A 23,280-nucleotide genomic window follows, 5' to 3' on the forward strand; every position below is an offset into this window, starting at 1 on the left:
CCCTGAGGGTGAGCCTGTTTTTGCATGATGCTGAATTTATTATGCTTCGTACACTTCTACTTTTTCCATTTTGTCGCGGCCTTTGAATGCATCTACGTATTCCATGCCTTCAACGACTTTGCCGAATACGGTATGTTGTCCGTCCAAATGCGGCTGCGGCTCGTAGCACACGTAGAACTGGCTTCCGCCGGTGTTCCGGCCGGCATGCGCCATGGCCAAGCTTCCGCGCTCGTGCTTGTTAGGATTGATCTCGCAATTAATGGTATAACCCGGTCCGCCGGTTCCTGTTCCTTGCGGACATCCGCCTTGAGCAACGAATCCAGGAATTACGCGGTGAAATACCAGACCGTTATAGAAGCCGGAGTTGGCCAATTTCTCAAAATTAGCCACCGTATTCGGTGCATCGTTCTCGAACAGGTCAAGCACAACCTCTTTGCCGTTTTCCAATGTGATCTTCGCTTTTTTTGCCATATGTGTCTATCTCCTTCCGTTATCTCAAACGCTTTTATCGATTTTTTACAATGCAAGTTATAGTTTACTATGAATTGAGCCTCGAAGCAAAACGAACTTGTCCCCTCCCTCGCGATGATATCCGACGGAAGGCAGGACGAAGAGCCCTGACCGCAGCCGGAGGCTTTGGCGGGCCCTTCCTATCCAGACATTGACGTCTTATGAACTCGTAACGGTTTCTTTTGTCACACCCGCCGGCACGACATCGTTGCTGATGATATCGGCAAGCGATTCGCGGCGAACGACCAGATTGCTTTGCCCATCCTTCACGAATACGACCGCAGGTTTGCGGATCCGGTTGTAATTGCTGGCCATGGAATAGTTGTATGCGCCCGTGCAGGACACCGCCAGCAGATCGCCCGTTTCCACCTTCGGAAGCTCCAAGTCCCAAATCAGCATGTCTCCGCTCTCGCAGCATTTGCCGGCAATGGATACCGTTTCTTCCGGCTCTTCCTTAGCCCGGTTTGCAAGCAGCGCTTCGTATTTCGATTCGTAGAGCGCCGGACGCGGATTGTCCGTCATGCCGCCGTCGACGGCAACATATTTGCGCACCCCCGGAATATCCTTGCTGGTTCCCACCGTGTAGAGCGTGGTACCTGCGTCACCGACGATGCTCCGACCCGGTTCCACCCAAATTTCAGGAAGCTCGGAACCAAGGCCCGCAAAATGGTTCTTTACCGCATCCGTAATCGCTTTTACATACTGGGATACTTGAAGAGGCGTATCTCCATCCACGTAGCGGATACCGAATCCGCCTCCCAGGTTCACGACCTTGAACACAACGCCCAGGCCTTCTTTTACGGAAGCAGCAAATTCAGCTACGCGCTGAACAGCCATCTGGAAGCCTTCCACCTCAAAAATCTGGGAACCGATGTGGGAATGGATGCCCATGAGTTGAATATTCGCCTGCGCTTCCGCAAGCTTCACCGCTTCGTACGCAGAGCCGTTGCCGATATCAAAGCCGAACTTCGAATCGGTTTGTCCTGTCGAGATATATTCATGCGTATGTGCCTCGACGCCCGGTGTCACGCGAAGCAAAATGTTGACCTTGCGGTTCTTCTCAGCAGCAATGGCCTGCAGCATATGCAGTTCGATTACGTTATCGACAACGAAACAGCCGATTTCGGCATCCAACGCCATCTCGATCTCTTCCGGCGTCTTGTTATTTCCGTGGAAATGAATCCGATCCGCCGGGAATCCGGCCTGAAGCGCCGTGTACAGCTCTCCGTCGGAAACGACGTCGAGCGACATGCCTTCCTCGTCGGCCAATCGGCACATGGCCATAACGCAGAACGCCTTGCTTGCATACGCGACTTGGAACTTCAAACCGGAAGCCTTGAAGGCCTCGATGTATTCCCGGCAGCGGTTGCGAACCGACTGCTCGTCTACGATATATAGTGGTGTTCCATATTGAGCTTTCAAATCGGATGTGTCACACCCGCCGATTTCCAAATGCCCCTGATCGTTAATCTTGCTTGTACCGTGTAAAAACATGCTTACAATTCCTCCGATCCATTGTTTCAAAAATAGGGTAATCGAATAATTGTTCACAGTATAGCAGACAACGGAAGGTAATCAAAATGGATTTTTCAACAGAACATTTGTGTTATTGTTAGTGCTCGCCCCTCGGATTCATTTCCGGGCCCATTTTCGTGTTGTCACGCGTTTTGTTGAGAGCCGGGCGTCTTCTTGACAGAAGCAGTGGTTTGCGGAATAAAATTTCGCCCATCGCTTTTGCACTAAATGGTATAAACGGCCATAAATAAGACGAGTTATAGGAACGGTGGGTCGTCAGAAGCAGAATTAAAAGCGTTGTCCCGATGACAAAACCCTTCACCCCGAACAAGGCTGTGGCCAGCAGCAAGACCAGCCTGACCATCCGGTTGGCGAGCCCCAGCTCATAACTAGGAGTCGCAAACATCCCTATGGAGGCAACCGCCATATACAAGACAACCTCGTTGACAAATAATCCGGTTTTAACGGCAATATCGCCGATCAGAATCGCGGCGATCAAGCCCATTGCCGATGCCAGCGGCGTCGGTGTATGAACCGCGGCCAAACGGAGCAAATCCACGCCGAATTCCACGATCAGAAACTGCAGAATAATGGGAATTTTCGAATTCTCCTCCGGACCGATGATATCGAGTCCCGGCGGCTTCAACTCAGGATGGACAACCAGCAGCATCCACAGCGGGAGCAGGAACATCGAAGCAAAGATGCCTAGAAATCGTATCCAGCGAAGGTAGGTCCCCATAAAAGGGGTCTGGCGATTCTCTTCCGCATGCTGACAGAGATCCAGGAAGGTGGTCGGCATGATCATCACACTCGGCGATGTATCCACCATAATGACGATTCGGCCTTCCAGAAGATGGGAAGAGACCACGTCCGGACGCTCCGAATAACGGACCAATGGATAGGGGTGCCAGCCCTTGTTTACAATCGCTTCCTCCAGCTGCTTGTCGCCAAGAGGGAGCCCCTCCAAATCGATTTCCTGGATTTTCTTCCGGATGGCTTCTACCTGGGTACGATCGGCTACGTCATCGATGAAGACCAAACTGACGTCCGTTCTCGTACGCCTTCCCACTTTGATGATCTCCACATGCAGTCCCGGATCACGAACCCGTCTCCGCACGAGGTTAACGTTCGTCACCAGCGTCTCCGTAAACCCGTCCCTGGCGCCTCGAACAACGCGTTCGACAGCCGGCTCTTCGAGTCCCCGTACGGGATATTTCCGGGTGTCCAGGATGATGGCGGAATGCGCATCCTCGATGAACAGCGCGCATAGACCTGACAGGACCTCGTCAATCACCTTGCTCAGCCTGGTGTCCCGCTCCACCTGAACATGGGGAATATAGCGGTTCATGATTTCGGAAAGCGCGTGGTTGTTAACGTCGTCTGGCGTCAGGTACGTCAGCCTTGTCAAAATTTCCGTCACCACGACATCATTGGTGAAGCCGTTTAAAAAGAGAAGTCCCGCATTTCTGCCGGCAAAGTTCATCTCGCGGAATACCACGTCAAACGAAACCCCAAGGCCGATCACTTCCTTAAGCGTTTCTTTCAGTACGCTCAGCTTGGCGGGAACATCGTCCGTTTGCTGCCAATAAATGACGGATTCCTTGGTGCTGTCGGAGGTTTCGGCCTCCCTCTTTTCCTTCAGCGCTTCTTCCTCCAGCGCTTTGATCTCCGATGGGGGAATGATCGGAATCCCGGTCTCCAGTTCGTCGCCATGCGTTGTTTTTTCGTCCATAACCTACCTCCTAGCCATAACTGTCACTTGTTGTAAACAAACCAGTCGAACAGGGAACCCGCTACCTTGCCTGCCACCATGGCCATCAGAAGACCAAACAAATACCCCTTCAGCCGGAGCCGCTTGGCCAGAATCGGCAGGACATTCAGTACTTCCGTCAGTGCGGCTGCCAGCATGCCGATAAATATTCCGCACATCAGTCCGATGATGGTACTCACGACCGGTCCCAAAGGTACCGACCATCTCCAGAAATCGGCTACCGTGCCAATGAAGGATCCCGTTATCAAAGCTCCTTCATACCAATGCACCCGGCTGTAAGTTGCCGTCAATTGGGACAATCTCGGTATGATGTCCAGCACAATGATGAGCGCAATCACGCCGCCGCCGACGGCGATGCCTCCGGCTACGCCGAGAACGCAGGTAAAAACCCCTTGCAGAATGGACAACATCATGGTTTTTTCCCCGTCGTATCGGCACTGGCGTTCATTTTCCGGTATTCTTCGGCAACCACGAACTGATCCAGATTTTCCTGATAGAGGTACATTTCCACCTCAAGCGGGGTCGGTTCTTCATTCCATTTTTTCTTGAACAAATGATTGAAGAACACCGTCATGCCGAATCCGAGTCCCAAAGAGTAAGCGACCTGGAACAAGTAAGGATGCTCATCTCGTTTTCCCGTTACCATTTCGACTATCCGGATCTGGACCTCGAGCATGTTGACGTCTGCATGAAAGTTCATGATGGTGAGCGCAGAACCGAAAAACAAGAGCAGCCAAATGAGCGGGAACCACAGCCTGGATCGTTTGCTGTCCGGACCGACAAGCTCCACCAGGGTATGATGGTTACCCATCGGTTCAATATGGGCCCCCGGAATCAACCCTTGTATCTTCGGAATGATTTGAATCAGATCCATGACTAGACGATTGCCGTCGATATCCTTCGGCTGGGTCAACGGAAGGGCTCTGAGCCGCTTCTCCCATTCGGGCTCACAAACAATGAAGGCGACATCACCTAGTTTGACGGTCTGGTCTCTCGGCAGCCGTATTCGGCTCCGCAGCTGCAGAAACACCGTCGGAGTGGGATTAACCTTCATCCGAAACACTCCTTTACTGCTAAATTACCGTTAGTATGGGAAGTAACCATCGTTTCTACTCGGATTTACCATACTTTCTTTAATCGCCGGACTGGCCATAGCGGTTAAATCAACAAGATAATCAACCATCGACGTTCTCTCTCAGAATACAGCCCCCATTTAGGGAAGGATCATCTATCGAGATAAAGGGGTGAGACGCTGAAGTTGTTAGGTCTTATTTCCGCAAGAAAGCGCCGTCCCATAAGGACGGCGCTTTCTTTGTGCAGGCTTTAGGATACGATGGGATCCCGCTACTGCGCGATCTCGTTCCGAATGCTCTGCAATATTTTTTTCTCGAGCCGCGATACCTGCACCTGGGATATGCCCAGCCGGGTGGCAACTTCCGACTGCGTCTGATCCCGGTAGTACCTTAGATATACAATGAGCCGCTCCCGTTCGGTCAAGCCCCCTATCGCTTCGTTCAAGGCCAGCTTGTCAAACCATCGTTCCTGCGAATCATCGGCAATCTGATCCATTAGCGTGATGGGATCCCCGTCATTTTCAAATACGGTCTCATGAATCGAGGTCGGCGGTTTGTTCGCCTCCTGGGCAAACACTACTTCCTCGGGCGTTACCCCCAGCTCTTCGGCAACCTCTTTCACCGTGGGAAGACGATCGAGCTGCTTGGACAGCTCGTCCCGCTTCTTCCTGACTTTGTTGGCCATCTCCTTAAGCGAACGGCTGACCTTCAAAGTCCCGTCGTCCCTTAAGAAACGCTGAATTTCACCGATAATCATCGGTACGGCATAGGTAGAGAACTTTACGTCATAACTGAGATCGAACTTGTCCACGGATTTGAGGAGACCGATACAGCCGATCTGAAACAGATCATCCGGCTCATACCCCCGGTTCATAAACCGTTGAACGACAGACCAGACAAGACGAATATTACAGTTGACGAGCGTGTCCCGGGCAACATTATCCCCGCTTTGGCTAAGTGCAATGAGTCGTTTGACCTCCGCGTCGTCCAAATAAGTCTGCGAAGTTTTCTTCACATCGGCATCCATTTGTCCAACCCCTAATTATATAAAGCTTTCTTAGATTCGATCCTCTTTTTCATTTTGATCGACGTACCGCTGCCTGGTTCGCTGACCACTTCAAATTCGTCCATGAAATTTTCCATGATGGTGAATCCCATGCCGGATCGTTCCAGCTCCGGCTTCGAGGTATACAGCGGCTGCTTCGCCATCTCCAAATCTTCGATCCCGTGGCCGGAATCTTCGATGCGCAGCGTGATCATATCCCCGTCAATCGAGGCTTCAATCTTGACGACCCCTTCCGGGTCGCTGTCGTATCCATGGATGATGCTGTTCGTGACGGCCTCGGAAACCACCGTTTTCAGGTCATTCAGCTCATCCATGTTGGGATCCATCTGGGAGATGAATGCAGCCACGGCGACACGGGCAAAGGATTCGTTTTCCGACTTTGCGGCAAACTGCAGCGACATAAAATTATGCTGTGCTCTTCCTTCACTCATGACACTACCTCCAGACCCGAGAGTGCCGTGCCCTCGTTCTCGTATATCGGCATGATTTTAAACAGCCCCGACATGTCAAGCAAGCGGTAAACCTGCGGCTTGACATCGCACACCGCCATCTTTCCGCCCTTTTGCTTGATGAATTTATAGCGTCCCAGAATGACTCCCAGCCCTGAGCTGTCCATAAAATCCAAGTCTTTTAAGCTCAGCACCAAGTGCTCTGTTTGACGTCTCTGAATGGCTTCATCCAGCTGCATCCGGACATGATCGGCCGTATGATGATCCAGCTCGCCGGACAGACGGACGATCAGAACATGCCTGTGATGCTCCATATCAACATGCAGATTCATGTTTGTTCACTCTCCTCCCTGACATGAACAAGGATTTCTACATTCGAAAAAGACATTCCTGCATCACGACAAAACTAGAAGAAAACTCCCATTAATCTACATGAAACAACTTGCCGGTTGTTCGTTTGAACAGCTTCCAGAATCCAGCCTTCTCCACCTTGACCGGCGACGTCAGCTCGAACTCCTTCACGAGCTGGTCCCCCTGATAGACAGACAGCTTGCCGATGACTTGACCGGCGGCTACCGGTGCCTTCACATTCGGATCCAACTGAATCTCATGAGAGATGTCCGGATTCTTTACGCCTTTCTTGACAAGCACGCTGTAGTCTTTTTCCGCTTGAATCGAGATCTCGGGCACGTTGCCCTTTTGAACCTTCACGATACCGAGCACTTCGCCAGGCTTATAGATGGAGTGCATCGTGTATTGGGAAAAGGCATAATCAAACATGCGCGATACTTCATTGTTCCGCGTCTTGGTGTCCGGAGCCCCCATGACAACCGCTACAGCACGCAGCCCGTCCCGTTTGGCCGTTGCCGATAAACAGAACTTGGCTTCGGACGTATACCCGGTTTTCAATCCGTCCGCGCCCGTGTAGAACCGCACCAGCTTGTTCGTATTGACCAGCCAGAACGGTTTCTCCGAATCTTTGCGCAAGTAATCCTGATAAGCGCCGGTATATTTGGTGATCTGGTCGTATTTCAGCAATTCCCTGCTCATGACCGCTATGTCATGGGCCGATGTATAATGATTCTCTGCAGGAAGTCCGTTGCAGTTCACGAAATGCGTATCTTTCATCCCCAGCTCCGCCGCTTTCTCGTTCATCATTTTCACGAAGCTTTGTTCCGAGCCGGCAATCTTCTCCGCCATCGCAACGGAAGCATCATTGCCCGAAGCCATGGCAATGCCTTTGAGCATCTCGTCCACGGTCATTTCCTCGCCGGGCTCAAGGAAAATCTGGGATCCGCCCATAGATGCCGCATATTCGCTCGTGCGCACCTTATCGGTCCACTTCAATTGTCCTTCATCGATGGCTTCCATCGTAAGCAGCATCGTCATTACCTTGGTGATGCTGGCCGGAGGCAGCTTATCATGGCTGTTTTTCTCGTAAATAATGGTTCCGGTATCCGCATCCAGCAATATAGCAGAACGGGCACTTGGCGCCAGCTCCTCTTGAGATGATCCTCCGCCGGGTTTGCTATTTTCTTCCGCATAACTTGGTACAGCCGCACTGGACAATCCCACGGCTAGAACCAGGAATCCAGCGATTAACGCTTTTTTCACTTCCGTCCCCTCCTGACATTCGTAATGGCATCCCGCTGTGCGCGGGTCTTCTATTCATTGTCGTCAGGTTGAAAACAAATTATTCCAGTATTTTACGGAAAATTGTTGCCATTCATCTAAAAAGGACATAACAAAGAGGCTGGGCTTCTTGCAGATGTAAATCTGCGAAAAGCCCAGCCTCTTGCTAACAATCATTACATTTTGGGAATGATGGCCATAACGAGCGCCAGAAATTTCTCCCGGACCTTCTCCGCTGTTTCCATAACTTCGTCATGGGATAACGGTTGATCCAGTATGCCGGCTGCCATGTTGCTGATGCAGGAGATGCCCAGCACCTCAAGCCCCGCATGTCTTGCCACAATGACCTCGGACACGGTGGACATGCCTACCGCGTCCGCACCGAGCGTGCGCAGCATGACAATTTCGGCCGGCGTTTCATAAGTCGGTCCCAGCAAACCCGCGTAAACCCCTTCTCTCAGCACGATGCCCTGATCCACGGCGACTTCCTTTGCCAATTGGCGAAGTTGACGGTTGTAAGCCTGGGACATGTCCGGAAAGCGCACGCCAAGCGCCGGATCGTTAGGCCCGATTAACGGGTTGGTTCCTGTCATGTTCAGATGATCGGAGATCAGCATGAGGTCGCCCGGCTCGAAGGACGTGTTAATGCCGCCGGCCGCATTGGTAACGAGCAGGCTCTTTACGCCAAGCTCTTTCATGACACGTACCGGAAACGCCGTTACTTCAGGGCCGTAGCCTTCGTACATATGGAAGCGGCCTTTCATCAAGACGACAGGCCGGTCGTGGATCGTGCCCAGCAGCAGTTCGCCTTCATGTCCTTCCACCGTCGATACGGGAAAATGAGGAATGTCCGTGTAAGCGATCGAAACCGGATTCTCAATCAATTCCGCCAAAACGCCGAGCCCCGAACCCAAAATCAGGCCGACCTCGGGCTGGACGCCATTCTGCCCTCGTATGTATGCTGCTGCTTCCTTAATGCTTTGCTGATGGACTGAACTCATATTCATACCTCTCCTATTCTGATAATAAATTGTAGATCCTAAAGTCGGTAAGTCCGCCCTATGATCTCGGATGATAATGATCGTATACTTCCTTCATGCTTTTCTTGGCAGATTGATACATCCCGGTCGTGGACAATGCCGAGTGTCCCAGCATCTCCTGAACCGAACGCAAGTCCGCGCCGTTCCCCAGCAAATGCATGGCAAACGAATGCCGAAGGGTATGCGGCGTGATGTCCTCGTCGATATCGGCAAGCTTGCCATACTTTTTAATAATTTTCCAAAAACCCTGCCGTGTCAAGCGCGTTCCCAGCGAATTCAGGAATAATGCGTCTTCACCGGCATCCCTTATCAGCTTGTCCCGCATATCTCGCACATAAAACGCAACGCTCTCGGCCGCAATGGGGGTGATCGGCAGAATACGCTCCTTCCCGCCGGTAACCGCGCAGCGTAAAAAGCGCATCTCCAAATGGATGTCATGGATGGACAGATTGACCAATTCCGAGACCTTGATGCCCGAAGCGTACAAAAGCTCAAGCATTGCTTTGTCCCTGGCGCCCTGCGGGGTACCGGCATCCGGAGCCGACAGCAGCTTGTCCACCTGCTCCACGGTTAGCGACTTCGGCGGCTTCCGTTCCGGCTTCGGATTATCCAGCAGCTGGGTCGGATCCTGTACAATAACGGCTTGACGCACCAAATACTGAAAAAAGGAACGCAGGGAAGCCGTGCATCGAAGCAGGCTCGATGCCGCCTTCCCCTGCTGCCTCAGCCTTCCCACATACAGCCCGAGCAGCGTTCGATTCACCTCCCGCGGATGGGTGACCTCCCTTTCAGCTGCAAATGCAAGGAATCCTTGAAGGTCTGCCCGATACGACGATATCGTGCTTTGGGACAGTCCCTTCTCGTCCTCCAGATATTGTACATATTCGTCCAAATATGGTTTCATGATCTTTTGCTCCTATTCCCGCGGCCCTTTGCAAGCACGATCACTCTCCGTACCAGTAATACAATCGGAGACGCTCGGCCGGCGAATAACGGGAGTCCATGGTGCTCTCCGGCTGAAAAGCCTTTACCGCTTGACCCGAAGGTGCACGGTAAGGATCCACTGGCGTTAGCCAATCGCCTACCCATCCCAGCACGAAGTAAAAAAAAATGGTCAACACGGCAAACATCGAAATAAAACGGATCAGTGAGCCTATTTTTCGAATAGATATAATCACTGGCAGCGCCTCTCTTTCACATGGCATCGATCGCTCAATTGAAAGCGGTAATGCAGGTATCATTTCACGTAAAGCCTATGATACAAGCTGCAGGATTATGACGGCATCCCTCTTATCTCCGATCAGCCATTGGGCCCGGCGGTTATTCTGAAGAATAAAAAAAACGTCTAATCGACGTACTTGGATGATGTAACAGTATAAATTGTGCTTTAAAGTGAACGATACGATAATCGTGCATGAACCACCTAATATAGATAGTTATCTAAAAAGCCCTCCCGGCTTACCGCCGTAGAGGGCTGCCGTGATGATGATCACTGCGGTTTGTTAAAAGATATAAAATTAGGATTTGTCCTGGTCATTCTTGCCCTTCTCTTTGCAACGGTAGCATATGCCATGGAAATCAAGCCGATGGTCATGAACGGTAAAATTGAATTCTCGCTCTAATCGCTCTTCCAACGGACCGAGCCAATCCTCGCGTATTTCATCCATGCTTCCACATTGAGTACATATCAAATGGTGATGGTGATGCTTCGAAGTATCCGTCCGCAAGTCGTAACGGGCGACACCATCGCCAAAATTTATCTTCTCTACAACATGAAGCTCACTGAGCAGCTCTAGGGTACGGTACACGGTTGCCAGACCGATCTCCGGAGCCTTCTCTTTCACGAGCATAAATACATCCTCTGCGCTAAGGTGGTCGTCTTCATTTTCCAACAATACGCTTACCGTGGCTTCCCGTTGGGGCGTTAATTTGTATCCTTGGGATTGTAGCTGCTGCTTAATTTTGTCGATCCGCGCTTCCATCGTTTCCCTCCCCCTTGGAAATCACTGCACGTTATTGTTCACTTCCTTCATTATAGGGGGATTTGACAAACAAAGTCAAACGGTTTTGCATTATGGAAAAATTCGCGGATTATAGCAACATGGGCGTAACCCAGCGCATCATGGCAGGGGTAACCCAGGTTTCAAAGGACGCGACCCCGAGCGTCAGCATGACCATGAAAAATGTCAGCATGGCATACGAAGCAAAAGGCTTCATCATGCTGCCTCCCCGATTCATGATAAACCGGTCCCTGATGATGTAGAGCGAGAAGGTGATGGCAGCTACGCTGCACATCATGAGCACCGGTATGATAAGCAAATTTTGCGGCGCAATCGAGACCAAGGCGAACAGCAGGCCTTTCCATGAATACTGTCCCACCAGATAACCGACCGTAAACCCGATAAGAACCCCTTTTAGAAAATCCAGTATCAATATTCCCGGAAGCCCGATGACGGACAATCCCAGAATCCATATCAAACCGATCCACTTCAGATGCAGGGCTGCAATGCTCCAGTAAGAAGACTGACTCATGGATTCTCCACCGTCCTGCACATTAACAAAAAAGTGGTTTAAATAGCGGGCCATTTCCTGCTGCTGCTCCAATGAAAGTGCATTGACCATCAACGCTCCAAACAGCACGCCCACTAAAAACAAGACGCCTACAAACACATAGAGCATTGTCTGATCCTTAAAGGCTTGGCGGAATGATTGCATAGAATAGAGTCTCCTTTCTGTGTCTCTACTCTACTCTATGACAATCGTTTGCCTTGTATGACCTGCTTGGTTGAAAGAGTTGACCCGCCTTACCGGAGCACCCTCCCGTAAGAGCCTCCTCCGCCAGCCGATAAGGGCAGCGTCCCATTCCGGGCCATCACGATGCTTGCCGCGAGTCCCTCGCCGGCAACCGCCGCCAGTTCGGCTTCCGTGGCCTGATGAAGGATATTCATTTCGGTCCCGAATGCGTGAAGCAGCTTCGACATGGAGGACTTCCCAAGACCCGGGATGAACTCTAGCGGAACCTGGTAGTGATACGTCGGTCGGCTCTCCGGCACCACGGGCTCCGTGCGGTCAGCGATGTTCAGAATTCGATCGAACACCCCTTGAACCAGCTTGGTACTGCCGCAGTACGGGCATCGCACCAAATGATGAATGTCGCTCCCTTCATCCAGAATGCTGTCGCATCCCACGCAGTAGGTGCGATGGTATTTTCCCAGTCTGGGATTCAGCCCGTAGTTCGCGCTGATTCTTCTCCCGTTGCTAGCCTGAAGCGCCTGGCGAAATTCTGCGAATGAAGGTTTGGCCATGTCGATCCGGTTGTATTCCCTGCCGATCTTCCCGAGCGAATGCGCATCCGAATTGGTCAAAAAGGAATAGGCATCCAGCTCGCTAATCCGTCCGGCCATCGAGGAATCGGCGCTGAGCCCAAGCTCGATGCCCGCGATCCCGTTCAAATCGAACACCTCGCCCATACGGTCAGCCATGCTGCCGTAAAGCCCCTTATGGGGCGTAAAGACATGAGCGGGTATCAGCAGCCCGCCGCGGGCCGTAATCTCTTGCTGCAGCTCCAGCGGACTGGCATAGATGCGCTGGGAACTCAGCAGGACGTTTTTCATATATCCGGCCATCCAGCCGGTGAACTCCTGCATCGTGCTGAGGTTGGGAAAATAAGCCAACACATGGGCCGCGCCTCGGCCGTTTTCACGTATTTCAATCTCGCTGCCAAGCAGGATTACCGTATCCCGATACGCGATTCCACCCCCGTCGATCTCCTGCATGACGCCGCTGTCCAAACACTGCAAAATGTCTTCCTGCACCGAAGGAGAATGGCAATCAATGATGCCGATCATCTGAATCCCTTTCCGCTCCGAAGCTTCGACGGCTATATTTTCAAAGGTCAGGTTGTTGCTTGCGCTTATTTTCACAGCTTGTCCGCTGCTTGTGCGACCGATATGAATATGCATGTCGCAGTAATAGGACTGAAGCTCCCCGGCAGAGACGTTCTCATCAGGATGCTGCATGTCAGATCTTCCCCGTCAGGCTGTACATATTCCAAGCATAGACGGCGAGAATGGTCTTGGCATCGCTGATTCTCTCCTCTTGGATGAAGGAGTACGCCTCTTCCAGCGAAATTTCCATCATCTCAATGAACTCGTCCTCATCCGGATTCATGTCGCCCCCGACCAGATCCTCTGCCAGATACAAGTGAATGATCTCATCAGCAAACCCCGGAGATGTATAGAAGGAATGCAGTTTTCGGATCGATCCGCACGTATAACCGGTTTCCTCCTGCAGTTCACGCTTGGCGGCTTCAAGCGGATCTTCCCCCCGCTCTAGCTTGCCGGCAGGGATTTCAACCTCACAGCGCCCAAGGGGCTGACGAAATTGATTGACGGCCAGCATTTTATCGTCTTTTAACGCAAGCACCGCTACGGCACCGGGATGTCTGACAACCTCACGGGTTGCCGTCTGCCCATCAGGCAGTTTCACCGTATCGACCTGCAGCGAGATGATTTTCCCTTCAAAAATAGATTGGGTGGACAAGGTGGTTTCTTCCAGCAATTTATCCGATGCTTCACGGTTCTTACTGCCGATATCGCTCACAAAATGACCTCCTTTGTTTAAAAACGGCATGGCGGACCATGCTAGTGCATAAGGTGTATTATATCAAAATTACCAAGAAAGAAGGAAGCCGCCCATGAAAAGCTACAAAGGTGACCATTCGATCCATTTGGTAGGACAGGCCTGGCAGATCCGGATTATGCTGAAGCAGTGGCAGCAGCAATGGGGATCGGAAACGAAGATCATGGATATTATTTCTAAGTCTTCTAAAAATATTTACGAAAATAGATCGGAAAACTAGTTCCCGAGACCTGTTTTTCGACTTTTTTCTCTTTTTTTCGAATACGGACCATGACCTTTTCGCCTATTAGGGTGTTATATATCATTGGGAGGCTTTGACATGCGACAACTACCTATTATTGAAACCGATCCGATTACAAATCCACCTTCAACTGAATATGAGCGCGGAAAATGGTACAAAAAACGCGGGTATCTTGGGAAGGCTCTGAAGAGCTTTAAGGATGCTGCACAATCCGCAACAACCGATACGACGAGCTCGGGATGGAAGGAAGTAGATTTAAGCTGGCTTGAGTACGGGCTAATAAGCATGCGAATGCGTTCCTACGGCAAAGCCGAGGAGGCTTTCAGAACCGTCGTGCTTCATTCGGGTGCCCACGCCCAAGAGGCGCTGAATCAATGGGCCGCACTCCTGCTTCTGCAAGGAATCCCGGATCAAACCATATGCGAACGGCTCTTGGACGAAACAAGCGGTTTTTCGGCATCCAATATCATGGTCGGCAGGTCTTTATATTACATCGGGGCTTACCCGTTTGCCTCCCGCTGCTTTGCTGAACAGGGAAGTTTATATTCCGATACCTGTATCATGTACGTGACTTGCCTTATCATGACGGGTCAAACCTCTGAAGCCATGAAGTTCATTGACAGCTATCTTCGGGATTCCACCCGTCAGCCACGGGAACTGCCGCGTCCGCGAGGAGCCGAGATGGCTCAGCTCACCCGAATCCGGCAGCTCTGCGAATGGAGCGTTCAACATTCGCCGCCTGACCGATTCATCGTTATGTCGGAGGCTTTAGAATTAGCTCGCACTGCCATATCGCTCAATATGATCTCCATCGCCGAACATCTGCTCGCCGATAGCGGCGAACGTGCTTATTATGCTCTTATCTGTTTTCTTTATGAGGAAGGCTACAGGGGGCAGGCCATTTCAAAGTTGCATCAATTGGAAGCGCTGCCTCTCCAGGATCAAGACAGCTACAGCTTAAGGGTATGTTTCATAGCGGCGGAACATTTGTATGATCTGGGAAAATATGATGAGGCCGCATCCATGCTCGAGCAGCTCAGGCTCGCTTCTCCCGGGCACACGGAGGCTCGCTTCGGCGAAGCCGCTTGTTATTTGCAGTCGGCGTTGATTTCCCTTTCCGCCCGTCTAGAGGAGAATTATTCCTCTCCATCGGCAAGGAAGGAAATCGAGTTATACCTCGACAACATTTATGCCGCATTGCATGTTGTCGAGAGCACGAACTGGCATACCACCTGGACGCCAGCCCAAAAAAGGGTAGAGACCTCCCCGACGATGTCATTTCTGAATTAGCTGAATCAAAAAGCCCGCTGCGGACATCCAGCATCCGCAACGGGCTTTATTTAATCCTCATCATCGACTACGCTTTGGCCGTTTCCTGGATAATTCCAACCACGATCTGCGCCGCCTTTACCAAATCAGAAGCTTGAATGCGCTCCTGCGTGGTATGAATGTCTTGATATCCAATCGCCAGATTGACGGTTGGAATGCCGAGGCCGTTAAAAATATTGGCGTCACTGCCGCCGCCGGACCGGAACGTGCGGGTCGGCAAACCCAATCCGCCGATGGCTCGCTGCGCAAGCTGGACGACCTCGTCATGTTCATTGAAACTGAAGGCCGGATAAACGATCTCGCTAATGAACTCGCAATTGGCATTGTATTCACGAACCGTGGTTTCGAGCGCCTCACGCATATCGTTCACTTGCTTATCGACCTTTTCCTGAACGATGCTGCGTGCTTCGGCATCAATCTGAACAAAGTCGCACACGATATTCGTAGCGCCGCCGCCCTGGAATTTGCCGATGTTAGCCGTGGTTTCCTTATCGATGCGTCCGAGCTTCATTTTGGCGATGGCTTTGGACGCGACTTGAATGGCACTGATGCCGTCCTCCGGATTTACGCCAGCATGGGCAGACTTCCCTTTGATAATCATTTTGATCTTCGCCTGGGTCGGAGCGGCAACTGCGATCGAACCTAATTCTCCGTTGGAATCCAGCGCAAAGCCGATATCCGCATCCAAAACATCGGGATTCAACGCCCGCGCTCCGACCAGCCCTGATTCCTCGCCTACTGTAATGACAAACTGGACTTGCCCGTGCGGAATGTTATTTTCCTGGATAACCCGAATGCCTTCCAGCAAAGCGGCGATGCCGGCTTTGTCATCCGCTCCGAGGATGGTCGTTCCGTCGCTTCGGATCCAACCGTCATCGCCTAGGGTCGGTTTAATGCCTTTCCCGGGTGTTACGGTATCCATATGGCAGGTAAAAAGCAGCTTAGGCGCATGCTGGGCCGCCTCGTCCGCTTTCCAGGTAATAATCAGATTGCCTGCTCCGTGCCCCGTCTTTTCTTTGGCATCGTCTTCTATGATTTCGAAGCCGAGACCGGAAAATTTATGCTGGAGAACTTTCGAAATCTCTTCTTCATGTTTGGTTTCGCTATCCACTTGAACCAGTTCCATAAACTCTTGAATGATACGCTCTTCTGAGATCACTGGACTTCCCTCTCTTTCGCAGATACGATACAATGTCTGTATATCCATATCTCAACTAAATGATGCTGCTGCATGTATGTTCATCATTAAACTTATTCTAAAGGAGTTACACCATGCAACGTAAAAAGTGGTTTCGAATTGTCATCTATCTCATGCTGATCGCCATGGTCGGATCAACGCTTCTGGTGATCCTGGAGCCTTTGTTCCTTCGCTAACGCCAATACGCTGCGATAGGCAGCGAAGTTATTACAGCCAGTGAGCCTCATATGGAAATACCCGGGTGAAGTAAGGCACAATCTCCCGGGCTACTTCCTCTACCTCGAACTTCCGCCCCGTGCAATCCTCCAGCGAGGTTACGCCGAATTCCTGTATGCCGCAAGGAATAATGCCCGAGAATCCCGCATCCGCGATCCCGGATTTAATATTAAACGCAAAGCCATGGCTTGTCACAAACCCGCGTTGCCGACGGCATTTGTTGAATTTCACGCCGATGGCGCAAATCTTCGAATCCCCTACCCATACACCGGTGTACTCGGGTTTTCGGCCTGCTTCGATGTTGTACGATGCCAAGTAATCAATGATGACCTGCTCCACGTCGCGCAGAAACCCGTGGAGGTTCAAATTCTTGCCGCCATCCAGCAGCAACAGCGGATACCCGACAAGCTGTCCGGGACCATGATATGTAATATCTCCGCCGCGATCGATTTCAAACAGGCCGATACCCTGTTTCTCCAATTCCTCTTTGCTTAGCAGCAGGTGCTCCGGATGCCGCTGCGACCCCATCGTATAGGTCGGAGGATGTTGGAGGAGCATCAGACTCTCGTGACGCTCTCCCTGATCGATGGCGGAAACATGATTTTTTTGAAGCTCCCAAGCCATGCCGTAATCCACAAGCGGCGTATACGATACATCTAAAGGTTTGTTCATGTGCTAACGCCTTCTTTCATAGAGTTCCCGCCAACCGATGAATCCCATTTCGATTGACCAGATATGAATAACGTCTGCGAACCGCTTCGAAAAGAATCAGTCCGCAGATCATGCTAGCAGACGTTGATTAATAGAGCTTCGTATCCAGGGTGTAGCCTTCCAGATTGTCTTTGACGCGCTGGAGGAATCGCCCGCAGATCACCCCGTCCAAAATCCGATGATCCAGGGACAAACACAGGTTTGCCATGGAGCGAACCGCGATCATGTCATTGATGACCACCGGCTTTTTCACGATGGATTCAAATGTCAGAATCGCAGCCTGCGGATAATTGATGATCGGATAGGACAGAATCGAGCCGAAGGACCCCGTATTGTTAACCGTAAAGGTTCCGCCCTGCATATCGTCCAGCTTCAGCTTGCCTTCACGAGTCTTGCGCGCAAGATCCTCGATCTCTCTCGCAAGGCCCGCAATATTCTTCTGATCCGCACGGTGGATGACCGGCGTCAGCACGGAATCCTCCGTACCGACGGCCAAGGACAAATTGATATCGCGCTTGACCACGATTTTATCCACGGCCCAGAACGAATTCATGATCGGATAATCTTTAATGGCGTTCACTACGGCTTTTAGCAAAAAGGCCAGGTAGGTTAAATTAACCCCCTCCTTGCGCTTGAACTCATCCTTCAATTGATTGCGCAGCAGCACGATGTTGGTCACGTCGACTTCGATCATCGTCCAGGCATGCGGTATTTCCGTAACGCTTTGGCGCATGTTTCGTGCAATGGCATTCCGCATCGGCGTTACATCAATGAAGTATTCCGATCTTCCGCCTTCCATGCCCTCCACTTCAATGGTCGGAATTTTCGGCGATTCCGTCAAATGCAGCCCAGAATGGCGCACATCCGGAATGGCTGTGCCCAGAGGAGGCGACGGTTCCGCTGGCGTCTGATGCTGCAGCCCTTGAAACGGCGAAGTCCCGCTCGGCTGCACGGCTTCTCTTTGCGCTTGCGCGCTAGGGAAAGACGCCGATCCGGCAGGAGCGCCTTGGCCTTGGGCTGCTCCCCCTTTTTCGATATAAGCCAATACGTCCTTACGGGTTATTCTTCCGCCCATGCCAGACCCCTGCACCTTCGAAAGATCGATCTGATGTTCCGCGGCCAGCGTCTGCACGGCAGGCGAGTATCGGAAGCGCATCGAGCCTTCCTCGCTGCCTGCACCCTGCTGCGGACTCGCAGAAGCTGCTGCTGCCGGTTGGGGCGAAGGCGCAGTCCCTTCCCCGGAAGCGACCGCGATCCGGCAAATAATATCGCCAACATTGACGGTTTGGCCTTCCTGGGCAAGAATATCGCCCATGACGCCATCCAGGGTGGATGGGATCTCGGCATTGACTTTATCGGTAATCACTTCACAGATCGGTTCATATTGCTCAATGGAATCCCCGGGCTTCTTCAGCCACTTGGCAATGGTCGCCGAAACAAGGGATTCTGCCAGCTGAGGCATCGTAACATCGGTCAGTTTCTGATTTTCGGACATGCTCACAACTCCCTGTTCTTAATAAAGCGCCAATTGACGCATGGATTCTTTGACTTTGTCCTTGTTAAGCATAAAGAATTTCTCCATCGGCGGACTGATTGGCATAGCCGGCACGTCCGGCCCGCACAGGCGCATGATCGGAGCATCCAAATCGTACAGGCAGTGCTCTGCAATAATTGCGGATACTTCCCCGCCAACGCCGCCGGTCTTGTTATCCTCGTGAACGATCAGCACTTTCCCCGTAGCCCGGGCTGCGGCGATGATCGCGTCCCGGTCCAGCGGCTGTATGGTACGCAGGTCCAGCACATGCGCGCTGATGCCTTCTTCCTTCTCAAGCTCTTCGGCAGCCTGCATGGCGAAATGCAGCGGCAGGCTGTAGCTGATCACCGTAATATCCGAGCCTTCGCGCAGCAGGTTCGCTTTGCCGATCGGGACAACGTAATCGTCGTCCGGCACATCGCCGGTAATCAGCTTATAGCATTTCTTGTTCTCGAAGAACAGAACCGGATCCGGGTCGCGGATCGCCGCTTTCAGCAGTCCTTTTGCATCATAGGCCGAGTAAGGCGCAACGATTTTTAATCCCGGCGTTCCGAAGAACACCGATTCCGGGCACTGGGAATGATACAAGCCTCCGAATATGCCGCCGCCGATCGGCGCACGAATCACGACGGGGCAGCTCCAATCGTTATTGGAACGATAGCGGATTTTCGCCGCTTCGCTAATAATCTGGTTGGTTGCCGGGAACATGAAGTCCGAATATTGCATCTCGGCAATCGGCTTCATGCCGTACATAGCTGCACCAATAGCCACGCCGGCAATCGCGGACTCCGCGAGCGGGGTATCGAGCACCCTCATTTCGCCGAATTGATCCATCAAGCCTTTGGTGGTAGTAAACACGCCGCCTTTGACGCCCACATCCTCGCCTAACACGAATACGGACTCGTCACGCTCCATCTCTTCCTTCATGGCCAGGCGTATTGCATCGATATATTCCATTACCGCCATCTTTTACGCGCCTCCTTCAGCATCGGCATATACGTGAAGAAGCGTATCTTCAGGCTTTGGAAACGGAGCCAAGTCTGCAGATTCCGTCGCTTCTTTGATCTCCAGGTTTAACTGCGCGATCAAATCCTGATCGCGTGCTTCATCCCAGAGCCCGCAGTCGATCAAATAGTTCTTGAAGCGGGCGACACCGTCTTTCTTCCAGTTCTCTTCAACCTCTTCTTTGGTCCGGTACGCCAAATCGTTATCCGATGTGGAATGCGGAGACAAACGGTACATCATGGATTCGATCAACGTTGGTCCTTCCCCTCGGATCGCACGTTCCCGTGCTTCCTTCACAGCCGCGTAAACTTCCAGAGCGTCGTTGCCGTCCACTCGAACTCCCGGAAAACCGTACCCGAGCGCGCGGTCGCTGACCTTTCCGCTAATCTGCTTATGAAGCGGAACCGAAATGGCGTATTGGTTATTCTCGCACATGATAATGACGGGGAGCTTGTGAACGCCGGCAAAGTTGCAGCCTTCATGGAAATCGCCCTGATTGCTCGAGCCTTCGCCAAACGTAACAAACGATACAAACTCCTTCTTCTGCATCTTCGCGGCAAGCGCGATGCCCACGGCATGCGGAACCTGGGTCGTTACAGGGCTGGAGCCGGTCACGATCCGCAGGCGTTTACTGCCGAAGTGCCCCGGCATCTGCCGTCCGCCGCTGTTCGGATCCTCGGCCTTGGCAAAAGCCGACAGCATTAATTCGCGAGGCGTCATGCCAACCGCCAATACGAATCCGTAGTCGCGGTAATAAGGTAGAAAATAATCTTTCTCCCGGTCGAGGGCAAAGGCAGCAGCAACCTGACATGCCTCCTGCCCGATTCCGGAAACGTGAAAATTAATTTTGCCCGCACGCTGCAGCAGCAGATTGCGCTCATCGAATTTTCGCGCCAGAACCATATATTTGTACATGTCCAGCACTTGTCCGTCGGTCAGTCCAAGCTGCTCATGCCTATTGTTGTTTGCCGTAACCGTTTCATGTTCTTTCATGGAGATCCCTCCTTTATGTGAGCCATGACTTCAGGTTTGACCCGCCTCGCAACCTGAGTTTGAGGCATATTAGATCAAGTATTAAAACCTGGTACTAAGACTTGGCTTAATGATATTATAATCCCTTTCTCGGCAAAAAGAAATGAGGGATTCCACAAAAGAATGTCCTCATTCCTACAAACCGATCGCTCGTCCATCCACGGCAAGCATCGCTTCGCCGATGATTTCGGATAATGACGGATGGGCGTGGACCGCCGTCCCGACTTCCCATGGGGTCGCATCCAGCACTTGTGCAAGAGCCGCTTCGCCAATGAGTTCGGTTACATGCGGACCCATCATATGCACTCCCAGAATATCCTGCGTCCTCTGATCGGCAATGACTTTTACGAACCCTTCTTTTGTTCCGTGGATCAAAGATTTGCCTATGGCCGAAAACGGGAATCTGCCGATCTTGATCTCATGTCCGCGTTCTATCGCCTGCTTCTCCGTCAGCCCGACGCTGGCCACCTCATGACGGGTGTAAATACAGCGCGGGATCCATTCGCTGCGGTAGGCCTCCGTCTTCTCGCCTGCCAGATGGTTCACGGCAGCAATCCCTTCATGGCTGGCCGCATGCGCAAGCTGAAGACCCCCGATGCAATCGCCGATCGCATAAATATGGGGCTCCGTTGTCTGCATGTTCCCGTTCACGGCAATGATGCCGTTCTCCACGCGAACATCGGTATTCTCCAGTCCGATATTCTCGGTATTGCCTACTCTTCCGACAGAGAGCAGCAGTTTGTCCGCTGACAACGTTCTTGTGTCATCCTTGTGCTCGATCGCGATGGACACGCTTTGATTCCGGATCTCACAGCTGTCGGTTAATAGCTTTATGTTCGTGATAACCTCTACGCCCCTGGCGCTGAGCATCTTCGACAGCTCGCGTCCGATCTCCTCATCCTCCGTAGGCAGCAAATGGGATGAAGCTTCCACAATCGTGACCTGAACTCCGAAATCATTCAGCATCGAGGCCCATTCCACGCCGATTACGCCGCCCCCCACGATAATGATAGAGGAGGGAAGCTCATCCATCTGAAGCGCATGGTCGCTAGTCAATATATGTATGCCGTCAGGCTCTAATCCCGGTAAGTGACGCGGACGCGATCCGGTCGCAATGATCAGATGGGTGGGAACCACGGTTTCCATCTCGCCATCCGGAAGCTCAACCGCTACGGCCCCGCTGCGCGGAGAGAAAATGGACGGGCCGATAACTCTCCCCTTGCCCTGCACGACGGTGATTTTATTTTTACGCATCAAATATTGGACGCCCTGGTGCAGCTTCTCCACAATGCCGTCCTTCCGTTTCTGCACTTTGTTAAACGATAGCCGGACTCCGTCCGTCTCGATTCCATAGCTCTCGCTATCCTTCATTTCCGCATAAAGCTCGGCGCTTCGAAGCAATGCTTTGCTCGGAATGCACCCGCGGTGCAAGCAGGTCCCTCCCAATTTGTCCTGCTCGATGATAACCACATTTTTACCGAGCTGGGCTGCACGGATGGCTGCAACATATCCACCGGTACCTCCGCCAAGAATTGCTACATCACATGTTATAGCCACAAACGGCACCTCCATCATAAGTCCAGTTATACACTTTCATTGTACTCTCTTTTTTTCGGATTACAAAATCGTCATTCATAATCGAAATAGACATCCCCTTATGAAAAAGGTATGATAAACGGTAGTTTAATACATCAGTCGCAGGAAGGAATCTTCTATGAAAATGTTAATTTCCCGCTTTATTGCCATCTTGATTTTGGTTATTCCGGGTTTTATGGCAATGAAGGGTTTCTTGATGATGAAGGATGCGGTTTTTCTATATATTGCCGTGCATGGGGACGACAACGTGGCGAACCCCGCTTTCGGTTGGCTTTCTTTTCTTGGCGGACTGGTCCTGTTCGTCATCGGCATCGGTTTCCTGGGCGGCTGGATTCTGTTCCGCGACCGCAAACGGAATTACGTCGGTCCGAGATTCAAAAAGAAGCGCCCGGCAACGAAATCAGGAACCCCGTCCAAAAGCTGATTCATCCATACGCAACAAACACCGGGGAGCGCTCCCCGGTGTTTGTTTGTTTTGGCCCAAGTTGTTATTCCATGAGGGCATCCTTCAATTTACTCGACATTCTTGTTTCTTTGGAGGCTGCTTTTAGGGCGGTTCTCCGTAGATTGACATTCTGTCTCGTTAAAGCTTCGATTTCTTCATACATCGCATGGATTAACGTCAGGGCATCCGGAGGTAAACCTCCCTTGGATTCCGCCTCCTGTATACGCTCTTTCCATGCTTCCATCTTGTCGCTCATGCTGATCTTCCTTTCAGGGC

At 51.8% G+C, this 23,280-nt stretch carries 27 protein-coding genes; 4 read left to right on the forward strand and 23 right to left on the reverse strand.

From position 1 onward, the window contains the following. Window positions 1–39: 39 nt before the first annotated feature. From BMX45_RS18420 to BMX45_RS18495, 16 genes are all read right to left on the reverse strand, one after another. On the reverse strand, window positions 40–471 hold the full coding sequence (locus tag BMX45_RS18420; RefSeq protein ID WP_009595227.1) for a peptidylprolyl isomerase: 432 nt from the start codon (window positions 469–471) through the stop codon (window positions 40–42). A gap of 198 nt (window positions 472–669) precedes the next feature. Then, the gene (gene lysA / locus BMX45_RS18425; RefSeq protein ID WP_090910943.1) at window positions 670–2,004 is read right to left on the reverse strand and encodes a diaminopimelate decarboxylase; all 1,335 of its coding nucleotides are present in this window, start codon (window positions 2,002–2,004) and stop codon (window positions 670–672) included. Between the two features lie 118 nt (window positions 2,005–2,122). Then, entirely contained in the window at window positions 2,123–3,757 is a 1,635-nt protein-coding gene (locus tag BMX45_RS18430; RefSeq protein ID WP_090910944.1) for a spore germination protein, read from the reverse strand. Between the two features lie 23 nt (window positions 3,758–3,780). Further along, window positions 3,781–4,209, reverse strand: a complete 429-nt coding sequence (locus BMX45_RS18435) for a stage V sporulation protein AB (protein ID WP_090910945.1) — start codon at window positions 4,207–4,209, stop codon at window positions 3,781–3,783. Then, complete coding sequence (locus BMX45_RS18440; RefSeq protein WP_090910946.1) at window positions 4,206–4,850, reverse strand: stage V sporulation protein AA; 645 nt, start codon at window positions 4,848–4,850, stop codon at window positions 4,206–4,208. Before BMX45_RS18440 ends, BMX45_RS18435 begins: the two co-directional genes overlap by 4 nt. A gap of 290 nt (window positions 4,851–5,140) precedes the next feature. Continuing rightward, window positions 5,141–5,896: an RNA polymerase sporulation sigma factor SigF gene (sigF, locus tag BMX45_RS18445; protein WP_009595135.1), complete on the reverse strand. Its 756-nt coding sequence runs from the start codon at window positions 5,894–5,896 to the stop codon at window positions 5,141–5,143. Window positions 5,897–5,907: 11 nt separating this feature from the next. Then, window positions 5,908–6,366 (reverse strand): anti-sigma F factor, encoded by a 459-nt coding sequence (gene spoIIAB, locus BMX45_RS18450; protein ID WP_090910947.1) that lies wholly within the window; start codon window positions 6,364–6,366, stop codon window positions 5,908–5,910. Further along, window positions 6,363–6,716 carry an anti-sigma F factor antagonist gene (gene spoIIAA / locus BMX45_RS18455; protein WP_009595152.1) on the reverse strand — a complete coding sequence of 118 codons (354 nt, stop codon included), beginning with the start codon at window positions 6,714–6,716 and terminating at the stop codon, window positions 6,363–6,365. The genes spoIIAB and spoIIAA overlap by 4 nt, the downstream gene beginning before the upstream one ends. A 91-nt stretch (window positions 6,717–6,807) precedes the next feature. Further along, window positions 6,808–7,998, reverse strand: coding sequence for a D-alanyl-D-alanine carboxypeptidase family protein (locus tag BMX45_RS18460; RefSeq protein ID WP_090910948.1), 1,191 nt, complete (start codon window positions 7,996–7,998; stop codon window positions 6,808–6,810). A gap of 194 nt (window positions 7,999–8,192) precedes the next feature. Beyond that, window positions 8,193–9,017, reverse strand: a complete 825-nt coding sequence (locus BMX45_RS18465; RefSeq protein ID WP_090910949.1) for a purine-nucleoside phosphorylase — start codon at window positions 9,015–9,017, stop codon at window positions 8,193–8,195. A gap of 58 nt (window positions 9,018–9,075) precedes the next feature. Next, window positions 9,076–9,960 (reverse strand): site-specific tyrosine recombinase, encoded by an 885-nt coding sequence (locus BMX45_RS18470; RefSeq protein WP_090910950.1) that lies wholly within the window; start codon window positions 9,958–9,960, stop codon window positions 9,076–9,078. A 40-nt stretch (window positions 9,961–10,000) separates the two neighbouring features. Then, window positions 10,001–10,234 carry a YqzK family protein gene (locus BMX45_RS18475; RefSeq protein ID WP_090910951.1) on the reverse strand — a complete coding sequence of 78 codons (234 nt, stop codon included), beginning with the start codon at window positions 10,232–10,234 and terminating at the stop codon, window positions 10,001–10,003. 339 nt (window positions 10,235–10,573) lie between these two features. After that, the gene (locus BMX45_RS18480; RefSeq protein WP_006209405.1) at window positions 10,574–11,038 is read right to left on the reverse strand and encodes a ferric iron uptake transcriptional regulator; all 465 of its coding nucleotides are present in this window, start codon (window positions 11,036–11,038) and stop codon (window positions 10,574–10,576) included. 109 nt (window positions 11,039–11,147) lie between these two features. Further along, complete coding sequence (spoIIM, locus tag BMX45_RS18485; RefSeq protein ID WP_009595126.1) at window positions 11,148–11,771, reverse strand: stage II sporulation protein M; 624 nt, start codon at window positions 11,769–11,771, stop codon at window positions 11,148–11,150. Window positions 11,772–11,860: 89 nt separating this feature from the next. Continuing rightward, window positions 11,861–13,075: an endonuclease Q family protein gene (locus tag BMX45_RS18490; protein WP_090910952.1), complete on the reverse strand. Its 1,215-nt coding sequence runs from the start codon at window positions 13,073–13,075 to the stop codon at window positions 11,861–11,863. A gap of 1 nt (window position 13,076) precedes the next feature. Then, window positions 13,077–13,658 (reverse strand): NUDIX domain-containing protein, encoded by a 582-nt coding sequence (locus tag BMX45_RS18495; RefSeq protein ID WP_090910953.1) that lies wholly within the window; start codon window positions 13,656–13,658, stop codon window positions 13,077–13,079. A gap of 94 nt (window positions 13,659–13,752) precedes the next feature. Here BMX45_RS18495 and mciZ point away from each other — a divergent pair, with 94 nt between their 5' ends. Next, window positions 13,753–13,917, forward strand: a complete 165-nt coding sequence (mciZ, locus tag BMX45_RS18500; RefSeq protein ID WP_090910954.1) for a Z-ring formation inhibitor MciZ — start codon at window positions 13,753–13,755, stop codon at window positions 13,915–13,917. 99 nt (window positions 13,918–14,016) lie between these two features. Further along, the gene (locus BMX45_RS18505; protein ID WP_090910955.1) at window positions 14,017–15,228 is read left to right on the forward strand and encodes a tetratricopeptide repeat protein; all 1,212 of its coding nucleotides are present in this window, start codon (window positions 14,017–14,019) and stop codon (window positions 15,226–15,228) included. A 67-nt stretch (window positions 15,229–15,295) separates the two neighbouring features. Here BMX45_RS18505 and BMX45_RS18510 read toward each other — a convergent pair whose 3' ends face one another. After that, entirely contained in the window at window positions 15,296–16,426 is a 1,131-nt protein-coding gene (locus BMX45_RS18510) for a tripeptidase T (protein ID WP_090910956.1), read from the reverse strand. Window positions 16,427–16,539: 113 nt separating this feature from the next. On the opposite strand from BMX45_RS18510, the gene prli42 reads away from it, so the two are divergent. Beyond that, window positions 16,540–16,641: a stressosome-associated protein Prli42 gene (gene prli42 / locus BMX45_RS18515; RefSeq protein WP_015734477.1), complete on the forward strand. Its 102-nt coding sequence runs from the start codon at window positions 16,540–16,542 to the stop codon at window positions 16,639–16,641. Between the two features lie 31 nt (window positions 16,642–16,672). Here prli42 and lipB read toward each other — a convergent pair whose 3' ends face one another. From lipB to lpdA, 5 genes are all read right to left on the reverse strand, one after another. Next, complete coding sequence (gene lipB / locus BMX45_RS18520) at window positions 16,673–17,353, reverse strand: lipoyl(octanoyl) transferase LipB (RefSeq protein WP_090910957.1); 681 nt, start codon at window positions 17,351–17,353, stop codon at window positions 16,673–16,675. Window positions 17,354–17,480: 127 nt separating this feature from the next. Beyond that, window positions 17,481–18,887, reverse strand: a complete 1,407-nt coding sequence (locus BMX45_RS18525; RefSeq protein ID WP_090910958.1) for a dihydrolipoamide acetyltransferase family protein — start codon at window positions 18,885–18,887, stop codon at window positions 17,481–17,483. Between the two features lie 18 nt (window positions 18,888–18,905). Continuing rightward, window positions 18,906–19,892, reverse strand: a complete 987-nt coding sequence (locus BMX45_RS18530; RefSeq protein WP_015734474.1) for an alpha-ketoacid dehydrogenase subunit beta — start codon at window positions 19,890–19,892, stop codon at window positions 18,906–18,908. Window positions 19,893–19,895: 3 nt separating this feature from the next. Then, window positions 19,896–20,924 carry a thiamine pyrophosphate-dependent dehydrogenase E1 component subunit alpha gene (locus tag BMX45_RS18535; protein WP_036665725.1) on the reverse strand — a complete coding sequence of 343 codons (1,029 nt, stop codon included), beginning with the start codon at window positions 20,922–20,924 and terminating at the stop codon, window positions 19,896–19,898. Between the two features lie 174 nt (window positions 20,925–21,098). Beyond that, entirely contained in the window at window positions 21,099–22,520 is a 1,422-nt protein-coding gene (lpdA, locus tag BMX45_RS18540; RefSeq protein WP_090910959.1) for a dihydrolipoyl dehydrogenase, read from the reverse strand. Between the two features lie 157 nt (window positions 22,521–22,677). Here lpdA and BMX45_RS18545 point away from each other — a divergent pair, with 157 nt between their 5' ends. Beyond that, window positions 22,678–22,983: a DUF2627 domain-containing protein gene (locus tag BMX45_RS18545; protein WP_090910960.1), complete on the forward strand. Its 306-nt coding sequence runs from the start codon at window positions 22,678–22,680 to the stop codon at window positions 22,981–22,983. Window positions 22,984–23,047: 64 nt separating this feature from the next. Here BMX45_RS18545 and BMX45_RS18550 read toward each other — a convergent pair whose 3' ends face one another. Continuing rightward, window positions 23,048–23,260: a hypothetical protein gene (locus BMX45_RS18550; RefSeq protein ID WP_009595096.1), complete on the reverse strand. Its 213-nt coding sequence runs from the start codon at window positions 23,258–23,260 to the stop codon at window positions 23,048–23,050. Window positions 23,261–23,280 lie beyond the last annotated feature (20 nt).

It is taken from the genome of Paenibacillus sp. cl141a, assembly GCF_900109305.1.
GTDB classification, from domain to species: Bacteria; Bacillota; Bacilli; order Paenibacillales; family Paenibacillaceae; genus Paenibacillus_AQ; species Paenibacillus_AQ lautus_A.

What these genes read in the sequence shown, in the direction of transcription:
- BMX45_RS18420 (WP_009595227.1), bottom strand. Translation starts at nt 471, where the DNA reads ATGGCAAAAAAAGCGAAGATCACATTGGAAAACGGCAAAGAGGTTGTG.
- lysA (WP_090910943.1), bottom strand. Translation starts at nt 2,004, where the DNA reads ATGTTTTTACACGGTACAAGCAAGATTAACGATCAGGGGCATTTGGAA.
- BMX45_RS18430 (WP_090910944.1), bottom strand. Translation starts at nt 3,757, where the DNA reads ATGGACGAAAAAACAACGCATGGCGACGAACTGGAGACCGGGATTCCG.
- BMX45_RS18435 (WP_090910945.1), bottom strand. Translation starts at nt 4,209, where the DNA reads ATGATGTTGTCCATTCTGCAAGGGGTTTTTACCTGCGTTCTCGGCGTA.
- BMX45_RS18440 (WP_090910946.1), bottom strand. Translation starts at nt 4,850, where the DNA reads ATGAAGGTTAATCCCACTCCGACGGTGTTTCTGCAGCTGCGGAGCCGA.
- sigF (WP_009595135.1), bottom strand. Translation starts at nt 5,896, where the DNA reads ATGGATGCCGATGTGAAGAAAACTTCGCAGACTTATTTGGACGACGCG.
- spoIIAB (WP_090910947.1), bottom strand. Translation starts at nt 6,366, where the DNA reads ATGAGTGAAGGAAGAGCACAGCATAATTTTATGTCGCTGCAGTTTGCC.
- spoIIAA (WP_009595152.1), bottom strand. Translation starts at nt 6,716, where the DNA reads ATGAATCTGCATGTTGATATGGAGCATCACAGGCATGTTCTGATCGTC.
- BMX45_RS18465 (WP_090910949.1), bottom strand. Translation starts at nt 9,017, where the DNA reads ATGAGTTCAGTCCATCAGCAAAGCATTAAGGAAGCAGCAGCATACATA.
- BMX45_RS18470 (WP_090910950.1), bottom strand. Translation starts at nt 9,960, where the DNA reads ATGAAACCATATTTGGACGAATATGTACAATATCTGGAGGACGAGAAG.
- BMX45_RS18480 (WP_006209405.1), bottom strand. Translation starts at nt 11,038, where the DNA reads ATGGAAGCGCGGATCGACAAAATTAAGCAGCAGCTACAATCCCAAGGA.
- spoIIM (WP_009595126.1), bottom strand. Translation starts at nt 11,771, where the DNA reads ATGCAATCATTCCGCCAAGCCTTTAAGGATCAGACAATGCTCTATGTG.
- BMX45_RS18490 (WP_090910952.1), bottom strand. Translation starts at nt 13,075, where the DNA reads ATGCAGCATCCTGATGAGAACGTCTCTGCCGGGGAGCTTCAGTCCTAT.
- mciZ (WP_090910954.1), top strand. Translation starts at nt 13,753, where the DNA reads ATGAAAAGCTACAAAGGTGACCATTCGATCCATTTGGTAGGACAGGCC.
- BMX45_RS18505 (WP_090910955.1), top strand. Translation starts at nt 14,017, where the DNA reads ATGCGACAACTACCTATTATTGAAACCGATCCGATTACAAATCCACCT.
- prli42 (WP_015734477.1), top strand. Translation starts at nt 16,540, where the DNA reads ATGCAACGTAAAAAGTGGTTTCGAATTGTCATCTATCTCATGCTGATC.
- lipB (WP_090910957.1), bottom strand. Translation starts at nt 17,353, where the DNA reads ATGAACAAACCTTTAGATGTATCGTATACGCCGCTTGTGGATTACGGC.
- BMX45_RS18525 (WP_090910958.1), bottom strand. Translation starts at nt 18,887, where the DNA reads ATGTCCGAAAATCAGAAACTGACCGATGTTACGATGCCTCAGCTGGCA.
- BMX45_RS18530 (WP_015734474.1), bottom strand. Translation starts at nt 19,892, where the DNA reads ATGGCGGTAATGGAATATATCGATGCAATACGCCTGGCCATGAAGGAA.
- BMX45_RS18535 (WP_036665725.1), bottom strand. Translation starts at nt 20,924, where the DNA reads ATGAAAGAACATGAAACGGTTACGGCAAACAACAATAGGCATGAGCAG.
- BMX45_RS18545 (WP_090910960.1), top strand. Translation starts at nt 22,678, where the DNA reads ATGAAAATGTTAATTTCCCGCTTTATTGCCATCTTGATTTTGGTTATT.
- BMX45_RS18550 (WP_009595096.1), bottom strand. Translation starts at nt 23,260, where the DNA reads ATGAGCGACAAGATGGAAGCATGGAAAGAGCGTATACAGGAGGCGGAA.